This window comes from Streptomyces sp. NPDC048718, assembly GCF_043198875.1.
Classification (GTDB): domain Bacteria; phylum Actinomycetota; class Actinomycetes; order Streptomycetales; family Streptomycetaceae; genus Streptomyces.
The window spans coordinates 320,717-347,268 of record NZ_JBICVG010000001.1; the positions used below are offsets into that span (position 1 = coordinate 320,717).

Consider the following 26,552-nt stretch of genomic DNA (forward strand, 5'->3'; position numbering starts at 1 on the left):
ACCCGTACCGGCTGGCGGGTACGGGCAATCCCGTACTGGCGAATCCCTACGGGCAGTTCCCTACCGGAAGACCCCTACGGGCAGCCCCTCATCAACAGCCCTCCGCTCAGCGAACCGAGTCGGCGATGTCGGCGAAGCCCTCGATCTCGCGCGGGTCGCGCTGGCCCGGGCCGATGTAGCGCGCGGACGGGCGGACCAGCCGGCCGGTGCGCTTCTGCTCCAGGATGTGCGCCGACCAGCCGGCCGTACGGGCGCACGTGAACATCGAGGTGAACATGTGCGCCGGGACCTCGGCGAAGTCGAGCATGATCGCGGCCCAGAACTCCACGTTCGTCGCGAGCACCCGGTCCGGGCGGCGGTTGTGCAGCTCCTCCAGGGCCGCCTTCTCCAGGGCCTCCGCGACCTCGAAGCGCGGCGCGCCGAGCTCCTTGGCGGTGCGGCGCAGGACGCGGGCGCGCGGGTCCTCGGCGCGGTAGACGCGGTGGCCGAAGCCCATCAGCCGCTCGCCCTTGTCGAGGGTCTGCTTCACGTACGCGGTCGCGTCGCCGGTGCGCTCGATCTCCTCGATCATGCCGAGGACGCGGGACGGCGCGCCGCCGTGCAGCGGGCCGGACATCGCGCCGACCGCGCCGGACAGGGCGGCGGCCACGTCCGCGCCGGTGGAGGCGATGACGCGGGCGGTGAAGGTGGAGGCGTTCATGCCGTGCTCGGCGGCCGAGGTCCAGTAGGCGTCGACGGCCTTGACGTGCTTCGGGTCCGGCTCGCCGCGCCAGCGGATCATGAACCGCTCGACGATCGAGCCCGCCTTGTCGATCTCGCTCTGCGGCACCATCGGCAGGCCCTGGCCGCGGGCCGACTGGGCGACGTACGACAGCGCCATGACGGCGGCCCGGGCGAGGTCGTCGCGGGCCTGCTCGGCGGAGATGTCCAGGAGCGGCTTCAGGCCCCAGACGGGCGCGAGCATGGCGAGCGCGGACTGGACGTCGACGCGGATGTCGCCGGAGTGCACCGGGATCGGGAACGGCTCGGCGGCCGGCAGTCCGGGGTTGAAGGCACCGTCGACGAGCAGGCCCCAGACGTTGCCGAAGGAGACATGGCCGACCAGGTCCTCGATGTCGACCCCGCGGTAGCGGAGCGCGCCGCCCTCCTTGTCGGGTTCGGCGATCTCGGTCTCGAACGCGACGATTCCTTCGAGCCCGGGTACGAAGTCGGACATGGGGCGGCTCCTCGGTCGATCGATGGTGCTGGCTGATGGTCTGGCTGATGGGCGGGGCTGCGGCGCGGACGGTATGGACCGTTGGGCAGCCGGACAGCCGGACAGCCGGACGGTCGGGAACGTTTGATCGATGATCAATCATTCGGTCGTCGACTCACGCCGGCTTGGGGGAGAGCGACAGTGATTCGAAGCGATTCAGGGGACGAGTCTGTACGGTTCCGACGATGCGGGGAAGCGTGACATCCGGCACACTGCGCCAATCCAGCGGAGAAGGATTGGCACTGCGTGCCACTGGGCAGAATGAAGCGCTGCGGCAGGATGGGGCATGTGACCGACGCCCTCGATCCCGCCGACGCGCCTCGCCCTGCCCGCGATTCCCGCGATTGCCCGAACTCCCGCGAATCCGGCGGCTCTCGCGCTTCCCTCGACCCGCTCGATCCCACCGCCCCGCCGGGCCCCGCCGATCGCCTCGGTTCCGCTTCCGCCGCCGTTGATCCGCTCGACCCCGCCGACATGCGCGAGCAGTACCGGACCCGGGAGCTGGCCGCGGAGGATCTCGCACCCGGGCCGATCGGACAGTTCGCCCGCTGGTTCAAGGAGACCGCCGGCAACCCGGCGATCCACGAGCCGAACGCCATGATCGTCTCCACCGCCGACGCCGACGGCCGCCCTTCCTCCCGTACGGTGCTGCTGAAGCACTACGACGAGGCCGGCTTCGTCTTCTTCACCAACTACGGCTCCCGCAAGGGCCGTGAACTGACGGCCAATCCGTATGTCTCGCTGCTCTTCCCGTGGCATCCACTGGCCCGCCAGGTGATCGTCGGCGGTCGCGCCGAGCGCACCGGCCGGGACGAGACCGTCGCGTACTTCCGCACCCGCCCGCACGGCTCCCAGCTCGGCGCCTGGGCCAGTTGCCAGTCCACGGTGATCGGGTCGCGGGCCGAACTGCTCGCGCGGTACGAGGAACTGGCCGCCCGCTACCCGGAGGGCGAGCAGGTGCCGGTGCCGCCGGAGTGGGGCGGCTTCCGGGTCGTGCCGGAGACGGTGGAGTTCTGGCAGGGGCACGAGAACCGGCTGCACGACCGGCTGCGGTACGTGGCCGAGGGCGGGTCCTGGCGGGTCGAGCGCCTGTCCCCGTGACGTAGCCCCGTGGCGTACAGGCCTGACTCCGGCCGGGCCTGTCTCTCGCCGGGCCGGGCGACCGTCCCGGAAACGCGAACGACCCGTGGGCCTTGGTCTCGTCCGCCTAGGTTCGGACGGGAGCCGGTCGGACTGACCGGCGGCCCACGGGTCGGGTGACTGCGGTGGTGTCGGCAGACAGCCTGCCGAACCGCACAGGAGTGCGACGGCAGGCCTTAGCCCGCAGTCACCTCACGAGTCCGAAAAGAAATCATTTTTCCGGATCACCTCCTTTCGCGTGTAGCCCCACCCTAGGAAGCGGCCGCCGGCCGGCTCAACCGGTTTTTCCCGTCCTTCCTCCCCCGTGGATCCGGCGGCGGATTTTTTGTGGCTTACTTACGCCGAACTTCACCGAAGGGGCTGTGTCCTGGGTCACGTTTCGAGTTGAATGAGACAGGGGGTGGCCTGATGAGTGGCTCTATGCGCGACACGACCGACACGGCGAGCGTCCCGGAGGTTCCGGGCGTCGATCTTCTCGCCGCTCTGCTCGACGGGATGGACGCGGCGCTCTGCGCGCTGGACGCCACCGGCACCATCACCCACTGGAACCGCGAGGCCGAACGCATTCTCGGCTGGAGCGCCCGGGAGGCCGTCGGGCGGCGCGGTTTCGACGGATGGGCGGCCCGCAGCGCCGACGCCGAGGAGATCCTGGCGCGGCTGATGTGCGCGATGTCGGCGCCCGGCCGGCAGGTCCACGAGTTCGCCCTGCTGCGCAAGGACGGCGGACGGGTCCTGGTCCGCACCCAGACCACCGGGGTGCGCGGCGCCGACGAGCGCCCGGCCGGGGTGTACTGCGCCTTCGGCGAGACGCACGTCCAGATCGACCTGGAACGCTCGCTCGCGCTCGGCGAGGCGCTGCTCGCGGACGCCGCCTGGGGGGTCGTCCTCGTCGACCCGGATCTGCGGCCCGCCGTGCTGAACGGCCACGCCGCGCGCGCGTTCGGCGCGCCCCGCGCCACCCTGCTCGGCCGCCCGCTCGGCGATCTCGTCGGCCAAGGGGTCGACGAACTGGAGAGTGCCCTCCTGCACGTCCTCGCCACCGGCAGCGCGCCCGAACCGGCCGACGTCTGGGTGACCCTGCGCGGCCCGCACGGCGACCGCCGCCGCTGCTGGCGCTGCGGCTTCGTCCGGCTCGCCTCGCCGTTCGCCGAGGCCGACGACCCCGTACCGCTGGGCGCGGGCTGGATCTTCCAGGACGTCACCGACGCCCGCCGGGCCGCCCGGGACGCCGACCGGCTGACCCTGCGCTTCGCCCGGCTGCACCGCGCGTGTGCCGCCGCCGCCGAGTGCGAGGACCCGGAGCGGGCCGCCGCCGCGCTCCTCGACACGGTGCTCACGGGCTACGCGGACCACGTCCTGGTCGACCGGGCGACCTCGGACGGACGGCTGGTGCGGATCCTCGCCAGCCTGTCCGGCACGGCCTCTCCCGGGCCCGTCGCGACCGTCTCCTCCGGCGGCATCCCGACCCGCTACCCCGCCGCCCATCCGGCGCTCCTGGCGCTCGCCCACCCGGCCCCGGCCCATGCCGAGGCACCCGGCGCCGCCACGCCCCGAACCTCCGCCACGCCCGGCACGCCCGCCTCCGGAACCCCTGCCCCAGGCACCTCCGCCGCCGACGCGCCGCGCTGGGCCGCCGACCACCGTTGGCCGGCGGACACGGTGCGCGCCCTGTGCCTGCCACTGCGGGCCGGCGGCCGTACGCTCGGCGTCCTCACCTTCCTGCGCTCGGCGTTCCGGCCGGCCTTCTGCCGTGAGGACACGGCATATGCCGAAACGGTGGCGGCCCAGGTAGCGGCGCGGCTGGCGGCCGGGACGGCGCCGCGGGCCGACGAGACCTGAACAAAGGAGCGGGGGCCCTGGCGGATACTCGCCACGACCCCCGTACGGCTGAAGTTTCCGGGCCCAGGGGCCGACCCCGGCGGTGACACCGCCTCAGGATCGGGATCTCGGGGCCGGCGCATCGGTCCGGCCGCCTGCCCGCCGCCCCGGCCCTGCCGCCGCCTCAGTGGCGGTAGAAGATGCGGTCCCCGTACTCCGTCATCACCCGGCCGTTCCACTCGTGGCCGCCGTCCACGTTCCCCGAGCGCAGCAGCGGCGGCTCGATGCCCCGCCGGACCAGCTCCTCGACCGCCGCCGCCGTCATGGCCTGCATCAGGGCGCTGGTGACGACCGTCGAGGCGGGGCCGAACGGCGCGTCGACGGCCTCGTGGGAGAGCTCCGCGTCCCCGACGGGGATCTTGGAGTCGAGGAGGATGTCGCAGTGGTCCATGAGGTACGTGCCCGAGGCGTGCCGGGAGCGGGTCTTCGTCGCGTACGCCACCGAGGTCACCCCGATCACGGTCAGGCCGAGGGCGCGCGCGTTCATCGCCATCTCGACCGGCAGGGCGTTGCGCCCGGACAGGGAGATGATCACCAGGACGTCGCCGGCCCGGGCGGGGGAGGAGTCGAGGACCGCGCCCGCGAGGCCGTCGACCCGTTCCAGGGCCGAGCCGAGGGTCGCGGGTACGACGTCGACGCCGACGGTGCCCGGCACCGCGAGCAGGTTCATCAGGGCCAGTCCGCCCGCGCGGTAGACCACGTCCTGCGCGGCCAGCGACGAGTGGCCCGCGCCGAACGCGAAGAGCCGGCCGCCCGCGGCGACGGTGTCGGCGATGGCGGTTCCGGCGGCGGCGACGGACGCCGTTTCCTCGTTCCGTACCTTCTCCAGCAGGCCGATGGCGGCGTCGAAGAACTGCCCGGCCAGCTTGCTCTCGCCCATGGCGGCGGCTCCTTCTCCCTCGTGGTCGCGGATCACGGTGCGGTCCGGACCATTGCTCTGTCAATACCGCCTCGTCCGGCGCGCCACGGTTGTCGGTGCGATGCGTCAGAATTGGGGCAGGGCCAGCGCACGACTCATCGAGGGGCACGTATGTCCGGACTGATCGACACCACCGAGATGTATCTCCGCACCATCCTGGAGCTGGAGGAGGAAGGTGTGGTCCCGATGCGTGCCCGGATCGCGGAACGGCTGGACCAGAGCGGTCCGACCGTGAGCCAGACCGTGGCCCGCATGGAGCGGGACGGCTTGGTGGCCGTCGCCAGCGACCGCCACCTGGAGCTGACCGACGAGGGCCGCCGCATGGCCACGCGCGTGATGCGCAAGCACCGGCTCGCCGAGTGCCTGCTGGTGGACGTCATCGGCCTGGAGTGGGAGCAGGTCCACGCCGAGGCGTGCCGCTGGGAGCACGTGATGAGCGAGGCCGTGGAGCGCCGCGTCCTGGAGCTGCTGCGGCACCCGACGGAGTCGCCGTACGGCAACCCGATCCCGGGTCTCGAAGAGCTGGGCGAGCGGTCCGAGGCGGAGTCCTTCCTGGACGAGTCGATGGTGTCGCTCGCGGACCTGGAGGCCGGCGTCGACGGCAAGACGGTGATCGTGCGGCGGATCGGCGAGCCGATCCAGACGGACGCGCAGCTGATGTACACGCTGCGGCGGGCGGGCGTGCAGCCCGGCTCCGTGGTGTCGGTGACGGAGTCGCCCGGCGGTGTCCTCGTGGGCAGCAGCGGCGAGGCGGCCGAGCTGAACGCGGAGATCGCGGCGCACGTCTTCGTCGCCAAGCGCTGAGCCGGAGCCGGCCCTCCGCCCCCGACCCGAGCCGGCCCCGAGGCGCCCCCGACCCGGGCCGCCCCGAGGCGCCCCCGACCCGAGCCACGCACCCGGCCCGGATCCCGACGCCGTCCGCCGACCCGGCCCCTGGGAAGTGTTTTTCCTGTGACCCCGGCGCTTCCCGCCACTATTCACGGCGGAACGGCCGCGCGTACGCCCCTTTTTGTGCCACGCTGAGGGGATGAGGGCCGCCCTCCCGACCACGGACACGGACACGGACGCGACAGAGAACCCCGGCGCCGCATGGCGCCGGGGTTCGTCCTCCCCTGTGCTGACCCGGAGCCCCGAGCTCTCAAGGTCATTCCCCGCGGACCGGTTTCCCCGAGCGGTCCGCCCCCCGTTCAAGATCTCCCCCCGGCCGAGGTCGTCAACCCTTGAGGGCTGTCACTCGAAGGTGGGGTGTCACGTGGCAGAAGAGTGTTTTCGAATACGGGTTCGATAATCTGACGCAGTTCCACGGATCAGGCGGGGTCATGGGGAAAGAGGGGGTGTCGAGGGGCATGGTGCGACGACTCGACGTCAAGGGAGCCGACGGCGTACGCCTGGTGGCCTGGGATTTCACGGAACCGGGCGCGCCCGCGAGCGGCCCCGGCGTGCTGCTGCTGCACGGGCTGATGGGCAGCGCCTCCCACTGGGCGCCGGCCGCCGAGTGGCTGGCGCCGCGGCATCGCACGATCGCCCTGGACCAGCGCGGTCACGGCGCGAGTGAGAAGCCGACAGGCCCGTACACCTGCGAGGCGTACGTGGCCGACGCCGCCGCCGTCGTCGAGGATCTCGGCATCGGCCCGGTGACGCTGGTCGGCCACTCCATGGGCGCGCTCACCGCCTGGCGGCTGGCCGCCGAGCGCCCCGACCTGGTCCGCGCGCTGGTCATCTGCGACATGCGGCCCTCCGCGCTCGGCGCGGCCTCGCAGCGCGAGTGGCAGGACTGGTTCCACCACTGGCCGGTGCCGTTCCCCTCGCTCGACGCCGTGCACCGCTGGTTCGGCGAGGACGACCCCTGGGTGGAGCGGCCCCGGCCGGCCCGGGGCGCGTTCTTCGCCGAGGTGATGGCCGAGCACGCCGACGGCTGGCGGCCCGTCTTCGACACCTCCCAGATGCTCACCTCCCGCGAGATCTGGGCCCGTGAGGCGCACTGGGACTCACTGGCCCAGGTCGCCTGCCCGACCCTCGTCGTCCGCGGGCTCGACGGCGAACTCGGCCGCGCCGAGGCCCAGGAGATGGTCCGGGTCCTGCCCCGGGGCGAGTACGCCGAGATCCCCGACGCGGGCCATCTGCTGCACTACGAGCACGCCGAGGCGTGGCGTGAGGTCGTCGAACCGTTCCTGAACGGCGTCCTCGCCGTCTGAGCCCGGGGGCGGGGGCGGGGGGCGTACGCACACAGCGCGCGCCCCCGGAGCCGTACCCCCGCTGCCCGTACCCCCCGGCGCGCCCTTATCCACGCCCCGCGCCCCCGCTCCCGAGCCGCGCCCCGCCCCGGACAGCGCGAAGGCCCCCGCCGAAGCGGGGGCCTCGTCAACACCGGCCCGGTGGCACTGTCGGCCCTGGAGCCGTCAGCCCTTGCTCACCGCCGCCAGGATCTCCGGCAGCCGCTTCGCGACGCGCGGGGCCGCCAGCTTCACCCCGGCCCACACGATCAACGCGCCGTACAGCGTGCCGCCGAGCAGCAGCCACACGCTCGTCACGGCGCCCTGGTCGAGCAGGAGCGACGCCGCGATCAGCGGCCCGCACAGCACCGAGGCCGCGATCATGCTGCCGAAGATGGACAGCCAGGCGAGCCCGCCCTGCCCCGGCGCCACGTTCTTGTAGGCGCTGTCCTGCGGGATCGAGTACGGGAAGTTCGCCGACGCCAGCGCGCCGAGACCCACCATCGCGCCGAGTATCCCGAACGCCACGCCCAGGATCCTCGCGAAGCCGCTCCAGTCGCCGAGGACCGACGCCGTGATCACGAACGCCAGGAGCGTGTACGGCACGGTGATGGCCAGCAGCGCCAGCGCCCGCGCCCGCAGTTCGGCGTACGCGTCGGCCTTGGTGGAGATGGTCTGCGCGACCATCCAGAACGCCGAGGTGTCCTGGCCGAACTGGTTGAACATCTGCATGCCGAGCATGCCCGTGGCGAAGCACGCCCAGTAGAGCGTGCCGACGCCCTGCACGGCGTTGACCACCGGGATGATCAGACCGACGGCGAGCGAGGTCACCCACGACGCCTTCGTCTTCGGGTCGCGCCAGATGTAGCGCAGGCTGCGCTCCATCACGGCGCCGGTGCGCCCGGCCGGCAGCATCCGGCCGAGCCGGCCCGAGCCGGCCTTCGCGTCCTTGGCGCCCGCGCCGCCCCCGGCCGCGCCGATCGTCGAGCCGTCCGGCTCGGTCATCAGCCGTACGAGGCTGCGCTGCCACCAGGCGACGAGCCCCACCAGGGCGGCCCCGGCGATCAGCAGCTTCACGACGGCGATCGCGTAGTCACCGTCGGCCGCCGCGTCGATCGCGGAGAGGGCGGAGGCCGGCGGCAGCCAGCCCACCACCTCGGCGGCGGGCCGGAGCGTGGAGAGCCCGCCCGCCTGGCTGAGCCGCTGCGCGCCGAAGTTCACCAGCTGCATGCCGACCGCGATGATCAGACCGGACAGCAGGGCGAGGTCGCGTCCCTTGCGGGAGGTGAGGAGCCGGATGTTCGCGGCGGCGACGGCGCGCGACAGGGCCACGCAGCCGACGACCGCCAGCGGGACGGCGAGCACGGCGACGACCGTCGCGACCGCGCCGTGCGCGAGCGCCAGCGCCGCGCCCAGTATCAGCACCAGGGTGAGCACCGGGCCGATGCCGACCAGCGAGGCCACGAGCAGGGCCCGGGTCAGTGGCCGGGGCCGCAGCGGCAGCATCACCAGACGCGAGGGGTCGAGCGTCTCGTCGCCGCTCGGCACGAACAGCGGCATGACCGTCCAGGCGAGCGCGAACACGCCGGTGAGCAGCACCGCCACCGTGCTCGCGTCCGTGTGGCCGCGCAGCCCGAGGAAGGAGAGCAGCATGCCGGCGGCGAAGAGCGCGGCGAAGACGACCGAGGCGATGAACGCGGCCGTCCGGCCGCCCGACTGCTTCAGCCCGTTCTTCAGGATCGACAGCTTGAGCCGGACGAAGACCGCGGTCAGTGACGGCGCCTTCGCGGCGGACGCCGGAGAGGACGCGGGGGAGGGCGCCGAAGGGGACACGGGAGGAGTGGCGGTGGTCATCGGGCAGGCCCGCCCAGCCAGTCCAGGGACTCGCCGCTGTCCCGCCCGTTCGCGCCGACCAGTTCCAGGAAGGCGGCCTGGAGCGACGGCGCCGAGCCCCGTACGGCTTCCAGCGGGCCCTGCGCGCGGATCTGTCCGGCCGCCATGACCGCGACCCAGTCGCACAGCGACTCCACCAGCTCCATGACATGGCTGGAGAAGACGACGGTGGCGCCGGAGGAGGTGTAGCGCTCCAGGACACCGCGGATGGTCTGCGCGGAGACCGGGTCGACTCCCTCGAACGGCTCGTCCAGGAAGAGGACTTCGGGGTTGTGCAGCAGCGCGGCGGCCAGGCCGATCTTCTTGCGCATGCCGGTCGAGTAGTCCACGACCAGCTTGTGCTGCGAGCCCGCGAGGTCGAGGACGTCGAGCAGCTGGGTCGCGCGCTTGTCGACCTCGGCGCCGGGCAGCCCGCGCAGCCGCCCGCTGTACGCGAGGAGTTCACGGCCCGAGAGCCGCTCGAACATCCGCAGCCCCTCCGGCAGCACGCCGATGCGCGTCTTGACCTGGGCGACCGACTCGGGGTCGGCCCAGACGTCGTGCCCCGCGACCCGGATGCGTCCGGCGTCGGGTCGCAGCAGGCCCGTGATCATCGACAGCGTGGTGGTCTTGCCCGCCCCGTTCGGGCCGACCAGACCGATGAACTTGCCTGCGGGCAGGACCAGATCGACCCCGTTCACCGCGATCTGCTGGCCGAATCGCTTCCACAGCCCCTCGACCTGGACGGCGGGCGTGGCGCCGGTCTCCGGCGCACCACCCTCCGTATCCAACGAACCGTCATATGCCTGGTCAGGTGCCATATGCGTCTACCCCCTCCGTTGCCCCATGTGGTCGGGACAACCTTACGGGCGGGGTGGGATCAGGCCATTTAGCCACTTTGTCGAGAAGCGCGTGAAGCGTGAGAGCGAGGAGGGACGAGGAGGGATGAGGAGAAGCGGGGAGGGGCGGGGAGACGCGGGGGCGATACGGCGGGGCGCGGGGAGGAGTACGGACGCGGGGAGGGGTACGGACGCGGGGAGGGGCACGGACGCGGGGAGGGGCACGGGCGAGGGGAGCCGCCTTTGGCGGGCCTCGTTACAGGTGCGGAGTCGCGGGCCCGGTGTGCCGGGTCGTGGGTCCGGGGCGCTGCGGCAGCCGGGGCCGGTCCGGCGGCCCCGGGCGCCTCGTGGCCTCGGCGCGCTCCGCCCGGTCCGCGTGCTCCCGGCGGTCGGCGCGCGAGACCCGCTCCATCCGTTCCATGCGCTCCTTGCGCTCCGCGTGTTCGCGGCGCTCGGCGTGCTCCCTGCGCTCGGCGCGTGCGGCCCGCTCGGCGGCGTACGTACGCCCGGCGCGCTCGACCCGGTCGATGCGCCGCGCCTCCTCCTCGTCCCGGTCCCGGGCGTCCGCCATCTCCCGGCCGCGCGCGTACGCGAGCGGGGCGATCAGCTCCTCGACATCGGGCAGCCAGCGGTTCGCCGGGGTCGGCTTGCGCGCCCACTGCACGAGGCCGTAGCCGCCGACCCGGGTCGGCGGGGCCACCACGTACCGCCCCTCGCCGTATCCGACGAGCCCGAGCACGGACGGCAGCCAGCCCAGGCTGCGCACCAGGTCCGGCATTTTGCCGGCGGAGCCGGGCAGGACGAAGAAGTACATCCGGCGGTCGGGGGTGTGGGTCACCGGGCCGAGCATCGCGTCCATCCGCTCCATCCGGGCCAGCGCGAGCAGCCCGGCCGTCTCGGAGACCTCGATGGCGTCGAACGTACGGCCGGTGGGCAGCAGGATGGACGCGGTCGGATGTTTCGACCACAACCGGCGCGCACCGCCGGCGCTGCCCGTGGCCTGGGTCGACCAGTCGGGCCTGACCGGGTGGGCGCCGGGCATGCGACATGCTTCCGCGTCACAGGAACAGCGCATGAGGCCGCCTGGCACGGCCTCCAGCCAGGTCCCCGGGAACACGTCCCAGTGCCGCTCTTCCGCGTACCGCACGGCGTTGTCCAGAAGCGACTCTCGTCGTTCCTTGGGGATCTGTGCGGATTTCGTGACTCCGATGGTCTCTTCCACACCGCACTCAACTGCCGCCGTCACCCGGGGTTACGGGCGTCACGCTCTGGTGGGTGGCGCATCGTTCCCCTGCACGGGGCGCACGGGTGCACGGGCGGGGGCGCGTGGTGAGGTGGGGGCGGTGGGGCGGGTACGCAGTGCTGGGGCACCGACGCGGGAGCCCTGGAGACCGTCGCGGCCGGCGTGTCCGGTTTCGCGTGTTCACATCTGCATTGACCGGAATTCGGCCGGGCAGTGATCAGCCAGTCGATCGACGGGATCGACGAAGGCGACCGACCGACCGGCCGGATCGACGAACGTGACCGACGAACGCGACCGACGGGCCCGGCCGAAGCGCCGGGACCGCGGACCGGAACCGCCGGGACGACCAGGCAGGCCCGCACCGTACGCCGGCCTCAGGGGGTAACAACCATGGCAGTCAGGCCACTCGTCGCCCGCCAGCCCAACGAACGGCTGCAGGCGCTCATCCAGGAGGCAGGGTGCTCCAACGCCGGCCTCGCCCGCAGGGTCAACATGGTCGGCGCGGAGCGCGGCCTCGACCTGCGGTACGACAAGACGTCCGTGGCGCGCTGGCTGCGCGGGCAGCAGCCGCGCGGCCGGGCGCCCGGGATCATCGCGGAGGCGCTGGGCCGCAAGCTGGGCCGTACGGTCACCATCGACGAGGTGGGCATGGCCAACGGCCGCAACCTCGCCTCCGGCGTCGGCCTCCAGTTCGCGCCGACCGTCCTCGGTGCCATCGAGCAGGTGTGCGAGCTGTGGCGCAGCGACGTCGGCCGCCGGGACTTCCTGTCCGGCTCGGCGGTCGCCGCCTCCGCGCTCGTCGAGCCCAGCCGCGACTGGCTGATCACCGGGCCCGACCCGATGGTCGCGCGGGCCGCCGGGGCGCGGGTCGGGGCCTCGGACGTGGCGGCGGTACGGGCGATGACGGGCGCGCTGGTCCGGCTCGACCGGCAGTTCGGCAGCGGGCATGTGCGTCCGGTGGTCGTCCACTACCTCAACAGCGTGGTGTCGGGGATGCTCTCCGGCTCCTACCGGGAGGCCGTGGGGCGCGATCTGTTCGCGGCGGTCTCGCGGCTGACCGAGCTGGCCGGGTACATGGCCGTCGACACCGGTCAGCCGGGGCTCGCCCAGCGCTACTACATCCAGGCGCTGCGGCTCGCCCAGGCGGCCGGGGACCGGGCGTACGGCGGCTATGTGCTCGCCGCGTCGATGAGCCATCTCGCCGCCCAGCTCGGCAACCCGCGCGAGATCGCCCAGCTCGCGCGGGCGGCGCAGGAGGGGGCGCGCGGGCAGGTGCCGCCGCGCGCCCAGGCGATGTTCCTGGCCGCCGAGGCCCGCGGGCACGCGCTGCTGGGCGACGGGCACGCCTTCGACCTGGTCGGCGGGCGGGCCGAGGAGGCGCTGGAGCGGGCCGATCCGGAGCAGGGCGACGACCCGGACTGGATCGCCCACTTCGACGAGGCGTACCTCGCGGACGAGCTGGCGCACGGTCACCGGGACCTCGGGCGGGGGCGGGAGGCTGCGCTCGCGGCCCGGAAGTCGCTGGCCGGGCACCCGGAGGGGCGGGCCCGGCGGCGCGCCATCGGGCTCGCGCTGCTCGCCGCCGCGCAGGTGCAGCAGCGCGAGGTGGAACAGGCGGTGCACACCGGCGGACGGGCGCTGGAGCTGCTGCGGTCGCTGCGGTCCTCACGCGGGATGGAGTACCTGGGTGATCTGAAGGAGCGTCTGGAGCCGTTCGCGGGGGAGGTGGTGGTACGGGAGTTCGGGACCCGGCTGGATCTGTACGCGGCGTGAGGGGCGCGCGCGGCCGTGGGGAGCGCCGGGGAGGCGCCGGGGGTGTATCGGGAAGGGGCAAGGAAGGGACAAGGAAGGGGCAGGGGCGGTCAGCGGGCGCCGGGGATGCGCCGGGAGGCGTCTGGAGGTGTCTGGAGGGGGCGCGCCGGGGTGGTGAAAGGTGTGAAGAGGAGTGAAAGCGCGGGTACCGGGCGCCGGGGCGGAGGCCGCGTGAAGGAGCGGGACACGGAGAAGGCGGCCCCGGGGAGGCGGTGTGAAGAAGGAGGCGTGACGGAGATCACCGACATCACACCTCCGTTACACCTGGGTCGGACGTGTGTGCGGGGTCCCTGGCCCACCCGGTAGCGTGAGCCGACGGTTCCGTAGGTAGGCCGACGCAGACACAGTCCAGCAGTAGGAGTCCCGGTGACGCACAGCGGACAGGGGCCGGAGCAGCAGTATCCGGCCGCTCAGCCCCTCCCCCCTGAGGTGACCCCTGGTGGCTCCTCGGACGCCCAGGCGACGCAGTACCTGCCGCCGATACCGGGCGCGGGGGCGCCGCCGCAGCCCGGCTACGGCTATCCGCACCCGCACGCCGCCCCGCAGCAGGGCGCCCCGCAGCCCGGCTACGGCTACCCGCACCCGGCCGCCCCGGTCGGCCCGGACGCGCAGTCCACGCAGTACCTGCCGCCGGTCGCGGCGACCCCGGACAACCAGTCCACGCAGTACCTGCCGCCGGTCCCCGCGGCCCAGGACAACCAGGCGGCGACGCAGTACCTCCCGCCCGTACCCCAGCAGGGGCTCCCGCAGGGGCAGCCGCCGCAGGGCCCGCCGCCCGGCGCCGTACCGCCGCCGCACGCGACGCAGGAACGGCCGCCGCTCGCCGACTTCGACAACCTCTTCCGCAGCGACACCCCGCGGCAGGCGCCGCAGACCCCGCCGCCGGGGTACGGCTACCCGCACCCGCAGGCCGCGCCGCCCGCCGGCCCGCCGCGACAGCAGCCCGGTTACGGCTATCCGCATCCGCAGGCCGCCGCCCCGGCGCCGCAGCAGCAGCCGTACGGCGGCTACCAGGACAGCTACCAGCCCCCGCAGTACGCCGAGCCCGAACCGCCGCGCCGCAAGCCGCCGGTGAAGCTGATCGCGGCCGTCGTCGCGGGCTGCGCCGCGGTCGGGCTCGGCGCGGGCGCGCTGCTCAGCGGCGGTGGCGGCGACGACAAGAAGGACACCGCCGCCAAGGACAGCCAGAACGTGGCCGCCGGCTCGCCCGCGCCGCCCACCGCCACGGAGGAGAAGCCGTCGGAGCCGGCGCCCGTCGACCCCGTGAAGACCCAGGCGGAAGGGCTCGACAAGCTTCTCGCGGACAGCAACAGCAGCCGCGACGCGGTGATCCGTTCGGTCGAGCTGATCAAGCGGTGCGACGACCTCGACCAGGCCGCCACCGATCTGCGCGGCGCCGCCGCCCAGCGGCGCGGTCTCGTCACCCGCCTCCAGGCGCTGCCCGTGGACAAGATCCCGAACAACGCGGCGCTCAAGGTCTCCCTCATCAAGGCCTGGCAGGCGTCGGCCGCGGCCGACGACTACTACGCGGGGTGGGCGGTCCAGGCGAAGAAGAACCACAAGGTCTGCAAGGGCGGCCACGCCGGCGCCACCAGCCAGTCCAAGGCGGGGGACAGGAAGAGCGGCGAGGCGACCGCGGCCAAGAAGGAGGCCTCCGGGCTCTGGAACCCGACCGCCGACAAGTACGAGCTGACGCGGCGCGAGTGGTCCCAGCTCTGAGCGGGCGGTTCGGCCGGCGGGGCTGCCGGCCGTAGGCCGGTCCGGCTGTCGCCTGTCGACTGCCGGCTGACCGCCCGTGGGTCTGTCTGTCCGTCCGCCCGCTCCTTCACGGACCGGGCGTCAGGACGGGCCGGCCACGATCGTCTTCCCGACGTCGACGAAGCCCGGCCGCTGTGTGACGAGCCGGCCCTGCCGGACCACCTGGAACGTCACCGCGTGGTTGACGATCCGGGGGAAGTCGGGGGCGCCGAGCAGATCGTCGTACCGCCAGCGCAGCGGGGGCGTCAGGCCCCCGGTCTCGATCCGCGCGCCCTGGTCGAGCGCGTGCGACAGCTGGAGCGGGGTGATCCGGTCACTGTCGAGGGATTCGACGAGCCGGCGCAGCACGGTGTACGCGATCCAGGTCGTCTGCACACCGGCGTCGGTCGGGTCGACGCGGTTGTCGGCGAAGGCGTGCTCCTTGATCACCTTCCGCATCGGCTGCCACGCCGGGTCGTCGGCCTGCGGGTACCAGCCGGTGACGTACGCGCCCTCGAACGGGCCGTGCGCGCCGCCCGTACGGTCGATCAGCGGCTGGTCGACGCTGCCGAGCACGGAGGAGATCCGCGGGGCGCCCTCGCCCGGCGGCGACACGGTCCCGCCGTCCGCCTGCCCGTCCGCCGCCCCCTGCCCGTCCGCCGCCCCCTGCCCGTCGGCGGGCAGCCGCCGGTAGGAGTCGAAGAACACCTGGGTGCGTTCGCCGAGGACGGCGGCGACACAGCCGTCCGTGCCGCCCGCGCGGGTGCGTGCCTGGCCGGCCTGCCGGGTGTACTCGTCGGCGTCCTCGGGCGCCGGGATGTCGAACGCGCCGTCGTGGCCGGTCCCGCGCAGCCCGGCGTTCAGCAGATCGGGCAGCCGGTCGCCGGCGATGGTGTCCGGCCGGACCAGGGCGACCTCGCGGCAGGACGCGGCGAGCTGGGTGCCGTGGCCGGCGACCAGGGCGGCCACCCCGCCGTTGACCGGATAGGACAGCGAGCTGGTGAACTCGTCCTCCGAGATCCCGTAGCCGCCGATATAGGGGATGCCGGCGGCCTCCAGCGGCGCCATGAAGGCGTTGCCGTGCTGGCTGTACGAGCCCACGACGGCGACGGCCCCCTCGCGGGCGGCCCGGCGGGCGCACGCGGCGGCCCCGGCGCCGGTGTTCCGCTCGTTGCAGGTGAGGACGCGCAGTTCGTGTCCGTCGATGCCGCCGTTGGCGTTGACCCAACGGGCATATGCCTGGGCCATGGCCGGCATGCCGGGCATATTTGTGGCGCGCGTACGGTCCGGGGCCCAGGTCATGACGGTGACGGGCTCCCTGGAGCCCGCCGTCACTCCGGGGAGTACGCCACAGCCGGTCAGCGGGGACGCCGCTGCCGCCATGGTTGTCGCATATGCGAGAAGTGAGGTGAGTCGCCTGCCGGTCATGGACACGCACCATTCCTCCCGATAGGTAACGCGGGAGTGAGCCGGGCCCAACGCAGGGTGACCACGGGGTGAATTACGAGAGTCGGCACCGGGCCTGTCGGACCCGGAACGTACGATCGACCGGTGTCCAGCTCCACCTCCCCTTCCGAGAACCCTTCCCGCCGCGGCCGTCGCTCCTCCACCATGGGCGGCATGCCTCTCAACGACATGCCGTGGTGGCGCTGGCGCGTGAACGTGCGCTCGGCGCTGCACATGCTCTCGGACCCGGGGTTCCACGAGACGACCTGGCGGACCGGCCAGGAGGGGTACGGCGACGTCACCGACGCCGTCTACCGACTGGTGGAGGACACCTGGCTGGACAACTGGTCCGCGGAGAAATACGTGGGAGCGATATTCCGCGACTCCGGCGAGGCGGCGCTCGTCGACATGGTCGTGCTGCGCGTCCTGCGGATCATGCACCAGGTCGGTACGGACGCCCCGGTCTCCGCGTTCCTCGACCACCCCGAGTGGCCGGACGCCGTCCAGGCCGCCCGTGAGGCGCACATACGGATGGCCGCGGCGGACGGCGACGAGCCGGACGCGCCGCCGCACTCGCTCGACGTCATCCGCATCATGACGCGGGCGGCGTGAGGCGCGGCTGAGGCGAGGCTGGGGCGCGGCCGAGGCGGGAGGGGGCAGGAGCGATCTCCGGCCCCTCGGCCCAAGGCCCCCCGGCCGGCCGGCTCGGGCGTCCGTCGGTGCTCGTCCGGCGTCCGTCCGAACCGCCCGTCCGAACCGTCCCTCCGACATCCGTCCGAACCGTCCGTCTGACGGACGGTTCGGTGAAGCGGCCCATCGGGTGTGGCAGGCTGGGCCAATGACCGACCAGTACGTCCTCACCCTCTCCTGCCCCGACAAGCAGGGCATCGTGCACGCCGTGTCGAGCTATCTCTTCATCACCGGCTGCAACATCGAGGACAGTCAGCAGTTCGGAGACCGGGACACCGGTCTCTTCTTCATGCGGGTCCACTTCTCCGCCGAGGCGCCGGTGACGGTGGACAAGCTGCGGGCGAGCTTCGCCGCGGTGGGCGACTCCTTCGCGATGGACTGGCAGCTCCACCGGGCCGACGACCGGATGCGCGTCGTGCTGATGGTGTCGAAGTTCGGCCACTGCCTGAACGATCTGCTGTTCCGCTCGCGGATCGGCGCGCTGCCGGTCGAGATCGTCGCCGTGGTCTCCAACCACACCGAGTTCGCCGAACTGGTGGGCTCGTACGGGATTCCGTTCCGGCATATTCCCGTCACCAAGGACACCAAGGCGAGCGCCGAGGCCGAGCTTCTCGACCTGGTGCGGACGGAGAACGTCGAACTGGTCGTCCTCGCCCGCTATATGCAGGTGCTCTCCGACGACCTGTGCAAGCAGCTGACCGGGCGGATCATCAACATCCACCACTCCTTCCTGCCGAGCTTCAAGGGCGCGAAGCCGTACCACCAGGCGCACGCCCGGGGCGTGAAGCTGATCGGCGCGACGGCGCACTATGTGACGGCCGACCTCGACGAGGGCCCGATCATCGAGCAGGAGGTGGCCCGCGTCGGCCACGAGGTCACGCCGGACCAGCTGGTGGCGATCGGCCGCGACGTGGAGTGCCAGGCGCTGGCCCGCGCGGTCAAGTGGCACGCGGAGCACCGCATCCTGCTCAACGGCCACCGCACCGTCGTCTTCGACTGACGTCTTCTCCCCACTGCCTTCCCCGTCGCCCCGTCCCCTGCCCCCACTCCCGTACGCACGGGGGCAGGGGACGGGGGCGGTCGGTCACTGGCAGACCGGCGGGTCCGGGTAGGAGCAGCCGCCGTAGGTGTCGCCCTCGTAGGTGATGCCGCCCTCCATCGGCTCGTCGCAGGTGGCGCAGCGGACGTCGAAGTGCGGGTTGACGCGCACGAAGGCCGTGTCGCGCAGCTCGAAGATCGCCTTCACCGTGTCCCTGCCGTGCGCCCGCACCCCGTGCCGGAGGAAGTCGAGCGCGGTGAAGACATGGCCGTTCTTGCAGCTGAAGCGGCCGAACCGGAACGTACCGAGGTCCGCGACCCCCAGCTCCGCCTCGATCAGCGCCTTCTCCTCCGCCGACACCTCCTTCAGGTGGGAAGCCCGGACGAGTTCGGGCGTCCAGTGCAGCTCCCGGAGGGTGCGGGCCTGCGCGCGGGAGAGGTAGAAGGAAGCGGTCCTGCCGCTCTTGATGGCCTGCTGGACGAGGGCCACGATCGTGTCGTCGTCCGCGGCGACGACGACCTTGCCGCCGCCGACGGCGGCTTCGATCCGAGCCAGAGTCGAGGTGTCCACGAGGTGCCTTCCTGGTCTGCCCCCCCTCGGTCCGGCCTCGGTCCAGCCTCGGTCCGGGCCGCGTGCGCGGAGAACTATGCCGCGCGGCGGGACCGGCCGGGCCACCGCCGCGCGGCGCCCGCGCGCGCCCTCACCCGCACGGCAGGTACGGCGGGTCCGTCGGATACGGGCAGGCCCGGCGGTCGCAGCACTAGATACGGCTCAGGGCAGCCGCCGCCGAGAGGACGTCGCGGATGGCCTCGCGGTCGCCGTCCTGACCCACCGCCGCCTCTTCCGGCGGTACGTGCCCGGCGACCAGCTGGCAGAACTCGACCCCGTCCATGGCCACCTGCGCCACCGTGTGCTCGCGCGAGCCCCGCGCCGCCGGCGAGTCGAGCGCGATGAACCAGTGCCCGCCGCCCGCGCCCTCGATCTCCAGATGCAGCGAACGCCCCGGCGCGCCCGCCGCCACCAGCTCGCGGGCCGGTGCCGCGAGACCCGAACGCCGGCGCCCGGCCAGGGCCGCCGGGAGCTGCCGCGCCGCGAGGTCGATCATGCCGTGCAGATGGGCGCCGCTGGGCGGCTCGTACGGATACGCCACCGCGTCCGCGATGTCCTCGGCGTGCACCCAGCACTCGAAGGCCCGCTCCAGGAGCGCGTCCCGCAGCGGCATGGCGAAGTCCCCGTAGGTGACCGTCAGGTCCGCGATCCCGCGTCCCGCGAACGACACCGTACGGATCAGGGTGTGGCTCTGCTCCCGCCAGGGCTCGCGGACCGCGCGGGTCGGCGGCTCGGCGGAGCCGCCCCAGTACGCCTCCGTCCGCTCGGCCGGCGACAGCTCGCCTATGCCGGGACCGAGCGGGTCGTCGAGGCCGAGGGAGGCCGCGACCAGCCCGTCGACGGCGAGCAGATGGCCGATCACCCCGGCCACCGTCGTCTTCCGGTTCACCCTCCGCTCGCCCTCGAACCAGCGCAGCCGCAGCGGCGCGTGCCACTCCGCCTCGCCGATGTCCCGCAGCAGCGCGTCGAGCCGCGCGGTCTCCGCGTCGTACGGTGTCGCCCACGTGGGCACCGGGATCCGGGCCGGGCGGCGGCCCAGGCAGTTCTCCAGGACGCGCGAGCGCAGCAGCGGGTCCAGGTCCAGATCGCGTTCGGCGTGCAGCAGTCCGACGGCGTCGCGCAGCCGCAGCGCCTCGTCCGCGCAGGTCGCGCACTCGGTCAGATGGGCCTCGACGGCCAGGGTCTCCGAGGCCGAGCAGGCCGACAGGGCCCAGGCCCCGAGCAGTGAGGTGAGCACCCGGTGCGGCAGCTCCGGTTCCGGTTCCGGTTCCGGTTCCGGTTCCGGTTCCGATCGCGGTTCGGATTCCGCTCCCGTGCCCCTTCCCGTGTCCGCTCCCGGCAGCGTGCCCGATGGCGCCGATGCCGGTGCCGGCACCGGTCCCGATGACGACGAGGGCGAAGAGCCGGGCACCGGCGGCGCGGTCAGATCCGCGTGGTCGTCGGCCGCCAGGCGCGGCCCCGGTATCCACGGAGCGCGGGCGACCCCCTCGTGATCGTCACGCCCGGTGCTCACAGCGCCCGTCCGTAACCACCGTGGCCGGGCGGCGAGGAGCCCTCCAGCGGCCTGGCGTTCGCGGTCGACAGGAGCTGGAGACCGAGCCGCAGCCGGCGGCGCGCCTCGTCCTCGGTCACCCCGAGGTCGGCGGCGGTCTGCCGGTAGTCCCGGCGCTGGAAGTACGCCAGTTCCAGGGCTTGGCGCAGCGGCGTCGGCATGGAGGTCACGATGAAGTCGGCGCGAGCCGCGACCGAGGCCCGGCGTACCTTCAGCTCCACTTCCTCCGCCGATCCCTCGCCGCGCTCCGCGTACGCCCGTGCCTCCGCCTCCCGCAGCCGGTAGACGGCCTGCCGCTGGGTCAGCCGGGCCACCCAGGCGCGGAGGTTGCCCTCCTTGGGGTCGTAGGCGTCGGGGTTCTCCCAGATGTAGCCGAAGACTTCGCGGGTGACCTGGTCGGCGGCTTCGTCGTCGTCGAGGACGCGGTGGGCCAGGCTGTGCACGAGGCTGGCGAACTTGTCGTACAGCTCGCCGAGCGCCGCCGCCTCTCCGCGCGCCAGTCGCTGCTGCATCCTGCGGTCCCAGCGCAGGGGCGTGTCCTTCGCCGCCATCCGATGCCCTCCCGACAGCGCGTCCGGCCTTTGTCCCTTCCAAAGTAGTGCGCTCCGGGGCGGCGCACTCCGGTTTGTCGCAAGTGCTCCCTTGAGGGGGTACGGGGTGGTAAGGAACGCGTCAAGGGCGACCGCGGGGGTTTCGGACGGCCGGGAGCGGGCAGCGGGAGGGGACAGGAAGACTCGCCTCCGTTTGCCCCCGTTCGGGCCTTTCCTCCTCTGCTCCACCGCCCCCGCCGCCCCACCCCGAGAGGTGCCGCTCGTGACGATCCAGCTCGACGAGGACGAGCAGGAACCGTGGACCGTGCTGCGCGTCCGGGGGGAACTCGACCTCGTCACCTCCCCCCTGATCCGCAAGCGGGTGCACGCGGCCGTCGCCGGCGGCCGGCACGACGTGGTCCTCGATCTGTCGGCCGTCCGCTTCTGCGACTCCAGCGGCGTCGGTGTGCTGATCGCCGCCCGCCGGCTGATGCGCTCGTGCGGCGGCCGGCTCCGGCTGATCCTGCCCGCGCCGGGCCTCGACGACGGCGCGCAGATGAACCGGGTGCTCGCCGCGCTCGGGGTGCGCCGCCTGTTCGACGTGTACGCGGACGTCCCCGCGGCCGTCGCGGTCGAGGGCCGGCCCCGGCCGATGTCGGCCTGACCCTCGGACAGCAGCCCTCGCCCCGGCACTCATCGGGGCGCGGGGGCTGCCGCCCGCCTCTGCGTACCGGATCGGGTCAATCCTGTCCCCCGGCCTTGACCACCACGGTGCCCTCGACCAGCGTCATCATGCGCAAGCGTCCGCAACTGCTGGACAGGGGAGATCGCCATGGATCTACAGTTCGTCGGGATGGATCCCCACACCGGTGAGGAGGGCTCTCCCACGGTGTGGGTGGAGGAGGAGACCGCCGACCTGGTCATCCAGGGGGTGACCGCCGAGGAGGTACTTCGGGCCCGGATCGACCGGACCCAGTGGGTCCCCGGCCACGCTCCAGGCATCCCCGCGCACGAGTCAGTGATCCGTATCCCGGCCCGCATGGTGCCGATGTTGAGGGAGGCGTGCAATGCCGCAGAACGTGCCCAGCTTCGCGGATCTACTGGAGCGGACACAGACGTCAGCGGTTCATCTGGAGATGCGTGACAGCTACGGGGTAGCCGGCGAGGCCGACATCTTCGCGGCGTTCCGGCGCGGCGAGTGGGACGAGGAAGCGCAGCGGGCAGAACGCCGGAACTGGCTGGAGATGGTCTCGTCCGCCGCTTCCCGTGGCGTCGTCATCCGCCGGGCCCGGATCGTTTCCGAACCGGTCACCGACTACATCCGATACGAGCACGCCGGCACCCGGATGAACATCGACGCGGGCGAGAGTGTCCGCTGGCTGCCCCGCCGCCGCGCCTTCGACATCGCCTTGCCGGGGACGGACTTCTGGCTGTTCGACGGCCGGTTGGTCCAGCTGCACAACTGGACTGGTGACGGCGACTGGCACCCCGATGAGCCGAAGGTGTGGAGCGAGGAGCCCGCCGTGGTGAAACTGTGCGAGGTGGCGTTCGAGACGGTGTGGGAGCGTGGCATCCCGCACGACCAGTACGCCGTCTGACCCTCGGCGCGTTCCCATGGCCGCATCCCCCTCCTCCAGCGCCCAGGCCGCCGGGAAGCCCTCGGCGTGCGCCTGTCGCACCTCCGCGAGGACGCCGCTCTCACCGGTCGGGAACTCTCCGCCCGGTGCGGCTGGCATCCCGCGAAGACCACCCGTATCCAGAAGGGCGAGGCTGCGCCGTCCGGCGCGGACATCCGCGCCTGGTGCGCTGCCTGCGGTGCCGAGGACCAGGTGGACGACCTGATCGCCATCTCCCGTGCCGTCGATTCGATGTACCAGGAGTGGCGCAGACTCCACCGGAACGGACTTCGCCAGTCTCAGGAGAACGCCTACACCTCCAACGCCCAGGCGTCCCTCCAGCGCGTCTACGTCTCCAACGTCGTGCCCGGCTTCCTCCAGACCCCCGCCTACGCGACGGCCCTCCTGGGAAGCATCACCCGCTTCCAGGGCACCCCCGACGATGTCGCCGAAGCAGTCGCGGCCCGCGTCGCCCGGTCCCGCTTCCTCTACGAGGGCGGCCACCGGTACGCGGTGCTCATGGAGGAGTGGGTGCTGCGCGCCCGCGTCGGGAACGCGGAGGCCATGGCCGGTCAACTCCGCCACCTGCTCACCGTCATGCCGCTGGCCTCGGTCTCCCTCGGGATCATCCCCTTCACCGCCGAGCGCACGGTCTGGCCTCTTGAGGCGTTCTACCTGTACGACGACCGTCGGGTGGCAGTGGAAACCCTCACCGCGAGAATCGGTGTCGTTCAGCCATGCGAACTCGCCGACTATGCGAAGGCGTTCGAAGAGCTGTCGAAGATGGCGGTCTACGGAAACGACGCTCGCGCGCTGATCACCGCGGCGCTCGGCTCCCTGGGATGAATTTCCGCAATAAGTCGCAACTTCGTTGAGATCGACTCCTCTGGCTTTCTACGGTGTTCCACCCCGGAGCCGTCCACTTGCTCCGGGTGGAATCACCCCTGCACCACTCGAAGCACGATCGAGAGGAGCACCACATGACCATCGCGCTCGACACCCCCGTGAAGCAGGACGTCGGCGAGTACCGCGATCCCCGCGACTACGTGAAGCCCGAGGTCTGGGACCGCGAGGTCACCCTCCTCATGCGGGACTACCCGTTCGACGAGGTCATGGCCACCCGCCTGTTCCACGCGGCCATCACCTACCTGATCACCGCGATGGAGAAGTGGGACGAGCCGACGCCGTCGGAGATGTGCTGCGGCCGGATCGTCGACATCGCCGTGCACGTGTTCATCCTCGACACCAAGAACTACCGCGAGTTCTCCCACGAGCACTTCGACGGCCGGTTCCTGGAGCACATCCCCGAGGTCGCGTTCAAGCACGACGGCTCGGTGGAGCGCACCGCGCAGATCATCCACGGCAACGGGTTCGAGGTGGACTGGAAGCTGTGGGAGGCCGACTACGCCAAGTGCGGCCCGTGCCGCCCCGGCGCGAAGTGCCACTGATCCCGTAGGCGCGAGGCCCGCTCACACCCGGAGGCGCCCCGCGCGCCTCCGGGCTCCCTTTATCCCTGTATGTGGGAGTTCTCGGCTTTCTCCTCCGCCACGGGAGTGCCGGCGGTAGCGTCGCGAGCACCGGAACCGAGAACCTCCCGAGGAGCCTCATGTCCAGCGCCCCCGACACCCCCGCCGAATACTGGGACAAGTACCACCCCCACCGCGGCGAGGTGCCCCAGCGGCGCCCGGCGGCCGACCGGTTCGACTGGACGGGTCTGCCCGGTATCGGCCCCGGCGCCGAGATCCTCGGCACCCCCAAGACCGCGCTGGACCTCGGTCCGGCCGAAGGTGGGAACGCCGCCTTCCTTGCTCGTTCCGGCATCGAGGTGACCGCCGTCGACTTCTCCGCCGTTCAGGTCGACCGCGCCCGCGGGTTCTGGCACGACACCGCCGGCCTGGAATTCGTACACGCCGAAGCCTGTGCCTTCCTCGACCAGGACATGCGGCTGTGGGAGGCGATCTACTCCACGTGGGGCGCCGTCTGGTTCACGGACCCCGACGAACTGTTCCCCCGCATCGCCCGCCGCCTCGCCCCCGGCGGCGTCTTCGGCTTCTCTCACCGCGAGCCCCTCACCGGCCAGTACGGCGCCCAAAAGATGGGCGGCCCATGGCTGGAAGGCCGCGAGACCGAGCTGACGGTATTGCGCTGGCAGTACACCCCCGAGCAGTGGGCCGATGCCCTCAAGCGCCACGGCTTCACCGACGTCCAAGCCGATGTCATCCCATCGCCGGATGGCTCCCTCGGCACCCTGATGGCCACGGCGAAGGCTGCCTGAGCCCCGCGTCTCCTCCGTCGCGGTCCGCCTCCTCCTCTGCCTCCGCCTCCGTTTCCGCTTCAGTCCGGCCCCGGGCCCGCCCCCGTCCCGTACCACTCACGCAGCTTGTACTTGAGCACCTTCCGCAGGGTGTCGTTGCGCGGCAGCGCGTCCACCACCTCCAGCTGCTCCGGCAGCTTGACGGGGGACAGGCCCGCCCCGCGCAGGAAGTCCGTGACCGTCTCCAGGGTCAGCGGCGTGGCGCCCGGCGGCTGCTCGACCACCGCGCACACCCGCTCGCCGCGCTCGGCGTCCGGGAGCCCGATCACGGCCACGTCCCCGACGCCGGGGTGTTCGTGCAGCAGGTCCTCGATCTCCTTCGCCGAGACGTTCTCGCCCTTGCGGATGATGACGTCCTTGAGGCGCCCGGTGAGGACGAGATGACCGCTTGGTGTCAGCCGCCCGAGGTCGCCGGTGCGCAGGAAACCGTCCGCGTCGAAGGCCTCGGCCGTCTGGTCCGGGTCCAGATACCCCCGGCACACCGCCTCGCCGCGCAGCCGGACCTCGCCCACCTCGCCGGTCGCGCGGGGCCCGCCGTCGCCGGCGGTGATCCGGATCTCCATGCCGGCGGGCGGGCGGCCCTCGGTCGTCGCCAGGTTCTCGGGGGTGTCGGCCGGGTCGCCCATGGTGATCATCGGGACCTCGGTCATGCCGTAGCCGTGGGCGAGCCGGCAGCCCAGCTCGCGGACCACCGCGTGGTGGAGCTCGGGCGGCTTCGGCGCGCCGCCGCCGGCGAGCAGCCTGAGGGCGGGGAGGAGCGGTTCGCCGGGCCGCTTGCGCTGCTCGGCCAGGAACATCGCGTAGAAGGCGGTGGAGCCGCCGGCCGTCGTGACGCCGTGGCGGCGGTACTCGGCGAGGGCGGCGGGAAGCGCGAAGTGTTCGACCATGACGGCGGGGAACCCGTACAACAGCAGCATCACCGTGTAGTCGAGGCCGCCGATGTGCGCGTACGGGAAGGCCATCGAGCCGACGTCGCCGGCCGTGAGGCGCAGCGCGTGGGCGAGGCAGGAGCCGCCCGCGATCAGTGAACGGTCGGTGTGCAGTACGCCCTTGGGGTCGGAGGTGGTGCCCGAGGTCCAGTAGATCCAGCGCACGGCCGTGCCGTCGGCGGGCGCGGGCGGCGGTGGGAGGGCGGCCGGGTCGCCGTCGGGGAGGGTGCCTGGCCCGTACACCTCGAAGACTCCGCGCGCGCCGAGCCGCCGGGCCATCGCCGTGTGCTCGAAGCCGCGCCAGAGGCCGGGGACGGCGAAGAACGCGGCGCCGGACGCGCGGAGCGCGTGGCCGGTCTCCTTGTCGCGGGAGAACGGGACGATCGGGGTCTGTACGGCGCCGAGGCGGGCGAGCGCGAGGGCGAGGACCGCCGTCTCGATACGGGTGGGCAGCTGCCAGGCGACGACCGTCCCGGCGCGTACGCCCTTGCCGTACAGACCGGCGGCGACGCGCTCGGCGCGGTCGCGCAGGCCGCCGAAGGTGAGAACGCGGTCGCCTTGGAGAAGGACCGGGCGGTCGGGGGTGCGCTCGGCGCGGCGTACGACGAGTTCCCACAGGGTGCGGGAGGCGCCGAGGGCGTACGCCTCCGCGACCGGATCGTCCGCCTCGGTTGCCGCGGCCACCCCGTCCGCCCCGTGCACGTCGTCCACCCCGGTCACGTCGGCCGCGCCGTCCACCCCGGCCGCACCGCCGTCGCTCTCGGACATATCCGTTCCCCCTCGCCCCGGACGTACGGCACACCCACACATCCTGACGCCGCGTCAGATCGATGGGGGAGAGCGTAGGGGGAGGGTCCTTGTCGGTCCAGGGGTGCGGGGCTAGCCTGGCTCAGTCGCCATCTGACGCACCATCAGATCC

23 protein-coding genes and 1 pseudogene are annotated in these 26,552 nt (G+C 72.6%); 14 read left to right on the top strand and 10 right to left on the bottom strand.

Annotation, left to right across the window (positions count from 1 at the left end):
• Positions 1–106: 106 nt before the first annotated feature.
• On the bottom strand, positions 107–1,216 hold the full coding sequence (locus ACGFRB_RS01520) for a citrate synthase 2 (protein ID WP_363002348.1): 1,110 nt from the start codon (positions 1,214–1,216) through the stop codon (positions 107–109).
• Positions 1,217–1,729: 513 nt separating this feature from the next.
• On the opposite strand from ACGFRB_RS01520, the gene pdxH reads away from it, so the two are divergent.
• Both pdxH and ACGFRB_RS01530 read left to right on the top strand, forming a co-directional pair.
• Positions 1,730–2,356 carry a pyridoxamine 5'-phosphate oxidase gene (gene pdxH, locus ACGFRB_RS01525; protein WP_393238206.1) on the top strand — a complete coding sequence of 209 codons (627 nt, stop codon included), beginning with the start codon at positions 1,730–1,732 and terminating at the stop codon, positions 2,354–2,356.
• A gap of 447 nt (positions 2,357–2,803) precedes the next feature.
• A complete protein-coding gene (locus ACGFRB_RS01530) occupies positions 2,804–4,234 on the top strand; it encodes a PAS domain-containing protein (protein ID WP_393237528.1) in 1,431 nt (476 codons plus the stop codon).
• Between the two features lie 163 nt (positions 4,235–4,397).
• On the opposite strand, the gene ACGFRB_RS01535 is transcribed toward ACGFRB_RS01530, so the two are convergent.
• On the bottom strand, positions 4,398–5,153 hold the full coding sequence (locus tag ACGFRB_RS01535) for an SIS domain-containing protein (RefSeq protein ID WP_363002352.1): 756 nt from the start codon (positions 5,151–5,153) through the stop codon (positions 4,398–4,400).
• Positions 5,154–5,303: 150 nt separating this feature from the next.
• On the opposite strand from ACGFRB_RS01535, the gene ACGFRB_RS01540 reads away from it, so the two are divergent.
• Together ACGFRB_RS01540 and ACGFRB_RS01545 are read left to right on the top strand one after the other, a co-directional pair.
• Positions 5,304–5,996 (top strand): metal-dependent transcriptional regulator, encoded by a 693-nt coding sequence (locus tag ACGFRB_RS01540; RefSeq protein ID WP_363002354.1) that lies wholly within the window; start codon positions 5,304–5,306, stop codon positions 5,994–5,996.
• Between the two features lie 542 nt (positions 5,997–6,538).
• Complete coding sequence (locus ACGFRB_RS01545; protein WP_393237532.1) at positions 6,539–7,387, top strand: alpha/beta fold hydrolase; 849 nt, start codon at positions 6,539–6,541, stop codon at positions 7,385–7,387.
• A gap of 204 nt (positions 7,388–7,591) precedes the next feature.
• Here the strand turns inward: ACGFRB_RS01545 and ACGFRB_RS01550 are convergent, their stop codons facing one another.
• The 3 genes and pseudogenes from ACGFRB_RS01550 to ACGFRB_RS01560 all read right to left on the bottom strand — a co-directional run.
• Positions 7,592–9,259, bottom strand: coding sequence for a transporter (locus ACGFRB_RS01550; RefSeq protein ID WP_393237535.1), 1,668 nt, complete (start codon positions 9,257–9,259; stop codon positions 7,592–7,594).
• Positions 9,256–10,098 carry an ABC transporter ATP-binding protein gene (locus tag ACGFRB_RS01555; RefSeq protein WP_393237538.1) on the bottom strand — a complete coding sequence of 281 codons (843 nt, stop codon included), beginning with the start codon at positions 10,096–10,098 and terminating at the stop codon, positions 9,256–9,258. The genes ACGFRB_RS01550 and ACGFRB_RS01555 overlap by 4 nt, the downstream gene beginning before the upstream one ends.
• A 589-nt stretch (positions 10,099–10,687) precedes the next feature.
• Positions 10,688–11,338, bottom strand: a pseudogene (locus ACGFRB_RS01560) (bifunctional DNA primase/polymerase); the annotation flags it as partial.
• Between the two features lie 411 nt (positions 11,339–11,749).
• On the opposite strand from ACGFRB_RS01560, the gene ACGFRB_RS01565 reads away from it, so the two are divergent.
• Complete coding sequence (locus ACGFRB_RS01565; protein ID WP_361226724.1) at positions 11,750–13,132, top strand: transcriptional regulator; 1,383 nt, start codon at positions 11,750–11,752, stop codon at positions 13,130–13,132.
• A 405-nt stretch (positions 13,133–13,537) separates the two neighbouring features.
• On the top strand, positions 13,538–14,890 hold the full coding sequence (locus tag ACGFRB_RS01570; RefSeq protein ID WP_393237542.1) for a hypothetical protein: 1,353 nt from the start codon (positions 13,538–13,540) through the stop codon (positions 14,888–14,890).
• A 120-nt stretch (positions 14,891–15,010) separates the two neighbouring features.
• Here ACGFRB_RS01570 and ACGFRB_RS01575 read toward each other — a convergent pair whose 3' ends face one another.
• Positions 15,011–16,336, bottom strand: a complete 1,326-nt coding sequence (locus tag ACGFRB_RS01575) for an ABC transporter substrate-binding protein (protein ID WP_393237545.1) — start codon at positions 16,334–16,336, stop codon at positions 15,011–15,013.
• A gap of 183 nt (positions 16,337–16,519) precedes the next feature.
• Between ACGFRB_RS01575 and ACGFRB_RS01580 the strand changes: the two genes are divergently transcribed.
• Positions 16,520–16,966, top strand: a complete 447-nt coding sequence (locus tag ACGFRB_RS01580; RefSeq protein WP_363002602.1) for a hypothetical protein — start codon at positions 16,520–16,522, stop codon at positions 16,964–16,966.
• Positions 16,967–17,192: 226 nt separating this feature from the next.
• Entirely contained in the window at positions 17,193–18,044 is an 852-nt protein-coding gene (purU, locus tag ACGFRB_RS01585; protein ID WP_361226731.1) for a formyltetrahydrofolate deformylase, read from the top strand.
• An 84-nt stretch (positions 18,045–18,128) separates the two neighbouring features.
• Here the strand turns inward: purU and ACGFRB_RS01590 are convergent, their stop codons facing one another.
• The 3 genes from ACGFRB_RS01590 to ACGFRB_RS01600 form a co-directional block, all read right to left on the bottom strand.
• Positions 18,129–18,653 carry a hypothetical protein gene (locus ACGFRB_RS01590; RefSeq protein WP_363002367.1) on the bottom strand — a complete coding sequence of 175 codons (525 nt, stop codon included), beginning with the start codon at positions 18,651–18,653 and terminating at the stop codon, positions 18,129–18,131.
• A gap of 190 nt (positions 18,654–18,843) precedes the next feature.
• Positions 18,844–20,205: a zf-HC2 domain-containing protein gene (locus ACGFRB_RS01595; protein WP_393237549.1), complete on the bottom strand. Its 1,362-nt coding sequence runs from the start codon at positions 20,203–20,205 to the stop codon at positions 18,844–18,846.
• Positions 20,202–20,795: a sigma-70 family RNA polymerase sigma factor gene (locus ACGFRB_RS01600; RefSeq protein ID WP_363002371.1), complete on the bottom strand. Its 594-nt coding sequence runs from the start codon at positions 20,793–20,795 to the stop codon at positions 20,202–20,204. Before ACGFRB_RS01600 ends, ACGFRB_RS01595 begins: the two co-directional genes overlap by 4 nt.
• Positions 20,796–21,057: 262 nt before the next feature.
• On the opposite strand from ACGFRB_RS01600, the gene ACGFRB_RS01605 reads away from it, so the two are divergent.
• The 6 genes from ACGFRB_RS01605 to ACGFRB_RS01630 all read left to right on the top strand — a co-directional run bounded on the left by ACGFRB_RS01605 (position 21,058) and on the right by ACGFRB_RS01630 (position 24,665).
• The gene (locus tag ACGFRB_RS01605) at positions 21,058–21,438 is read left to right on the top strand and encodes an STAS domain-containing protein (RefSeq protein ID WP_363002373.1); all 381 of its coding nucleotides are present in this window, start codon (positions 21,058–21,060) and stop codon (positions 21,436–21,438) included.
• Between the two features lie 168 nt (positions 21,439–21,606).
• Positions 21,607–21,918 carry a hypothetical protein gene (locus tag ACGFRB_RS01610; protein ID WP_393237553.1) on the top strand — a complete coding sequence of 104 codons (312 nt, stop codon included), beginning with the start codon at positions 21,607–21,609 and terminating at the stop codon, positions 21,916–21,918.
• On the top strand, positions 21,842–22,372 hold the full coding sequence (locus tag ACGFRB_RS01615) for a DUF6879 family protein (protein WP_393237556.1): 531 nt from the start codon (positions 21,842–21,844) through the stop codon (positions 22,370–22,372). Before ACGFRB_RS01610 ends, ACGFRB_RS01615 begins: the two co-directional genes overlap by 77 nt.
• Positions 22,373–22,438: 66 nt before the next feature.
• Positions 22,439–23,236 (top strand): helix-turn-helix domain-containing protein, encoded by a 798-nt coding sequence (locus tag ACGFRB_RS01620; RefSeq protein ID WP_393237559.1) that lies wholly within the window; start codon positions 22,439–22,441, stop codon positions 23,234–23,236.
• A 134-nt stretch (positions 23,237–23,370) separates the two neighbouring features.
• Entirely contained in the window at positions 23,371–23,838 is a 468-nt protein-coding gene (locus ACGFRB_RS01625) for a glycine-rich domain-containing protein (protein ID WP_393237562.1), read from the top strand.
• Positions 23,839–23,996: 158 nt separating this feature from the next.
• On the top strand, positions 23,997–24,665 hold the full coding sequence (locus ACGFRB_RS01630; RefSeq protein ID WP_393237565.1) for a class I SAM-dependent methyltransferase: 669 nt from the start codon (positions 23,997–23,999) through the stop codon (positions 24,663–24,665).
• 59 nt (positions 24,666–24,724) lie between these two features.
• On the opposite strand, the gene ACGFRB_RS01635 is transcribed toward ACGFRB_RS01630, so the two are convergent.
• The gene (locus ACGFRB_RS01635; protein ID WP_393237568.1) at positions 24,725–26,401 is read right to left on the bottom strand and encodes a class I adenylate-forming enzyme family protein; all 1,677 of its coding nucleotides are present in this window, start codon (positions 26,399–26,401) and stop codon (positions 24,725–24,727) included.
• Positions 26,402–26,552: the final 151 nt, after the last annotated feature.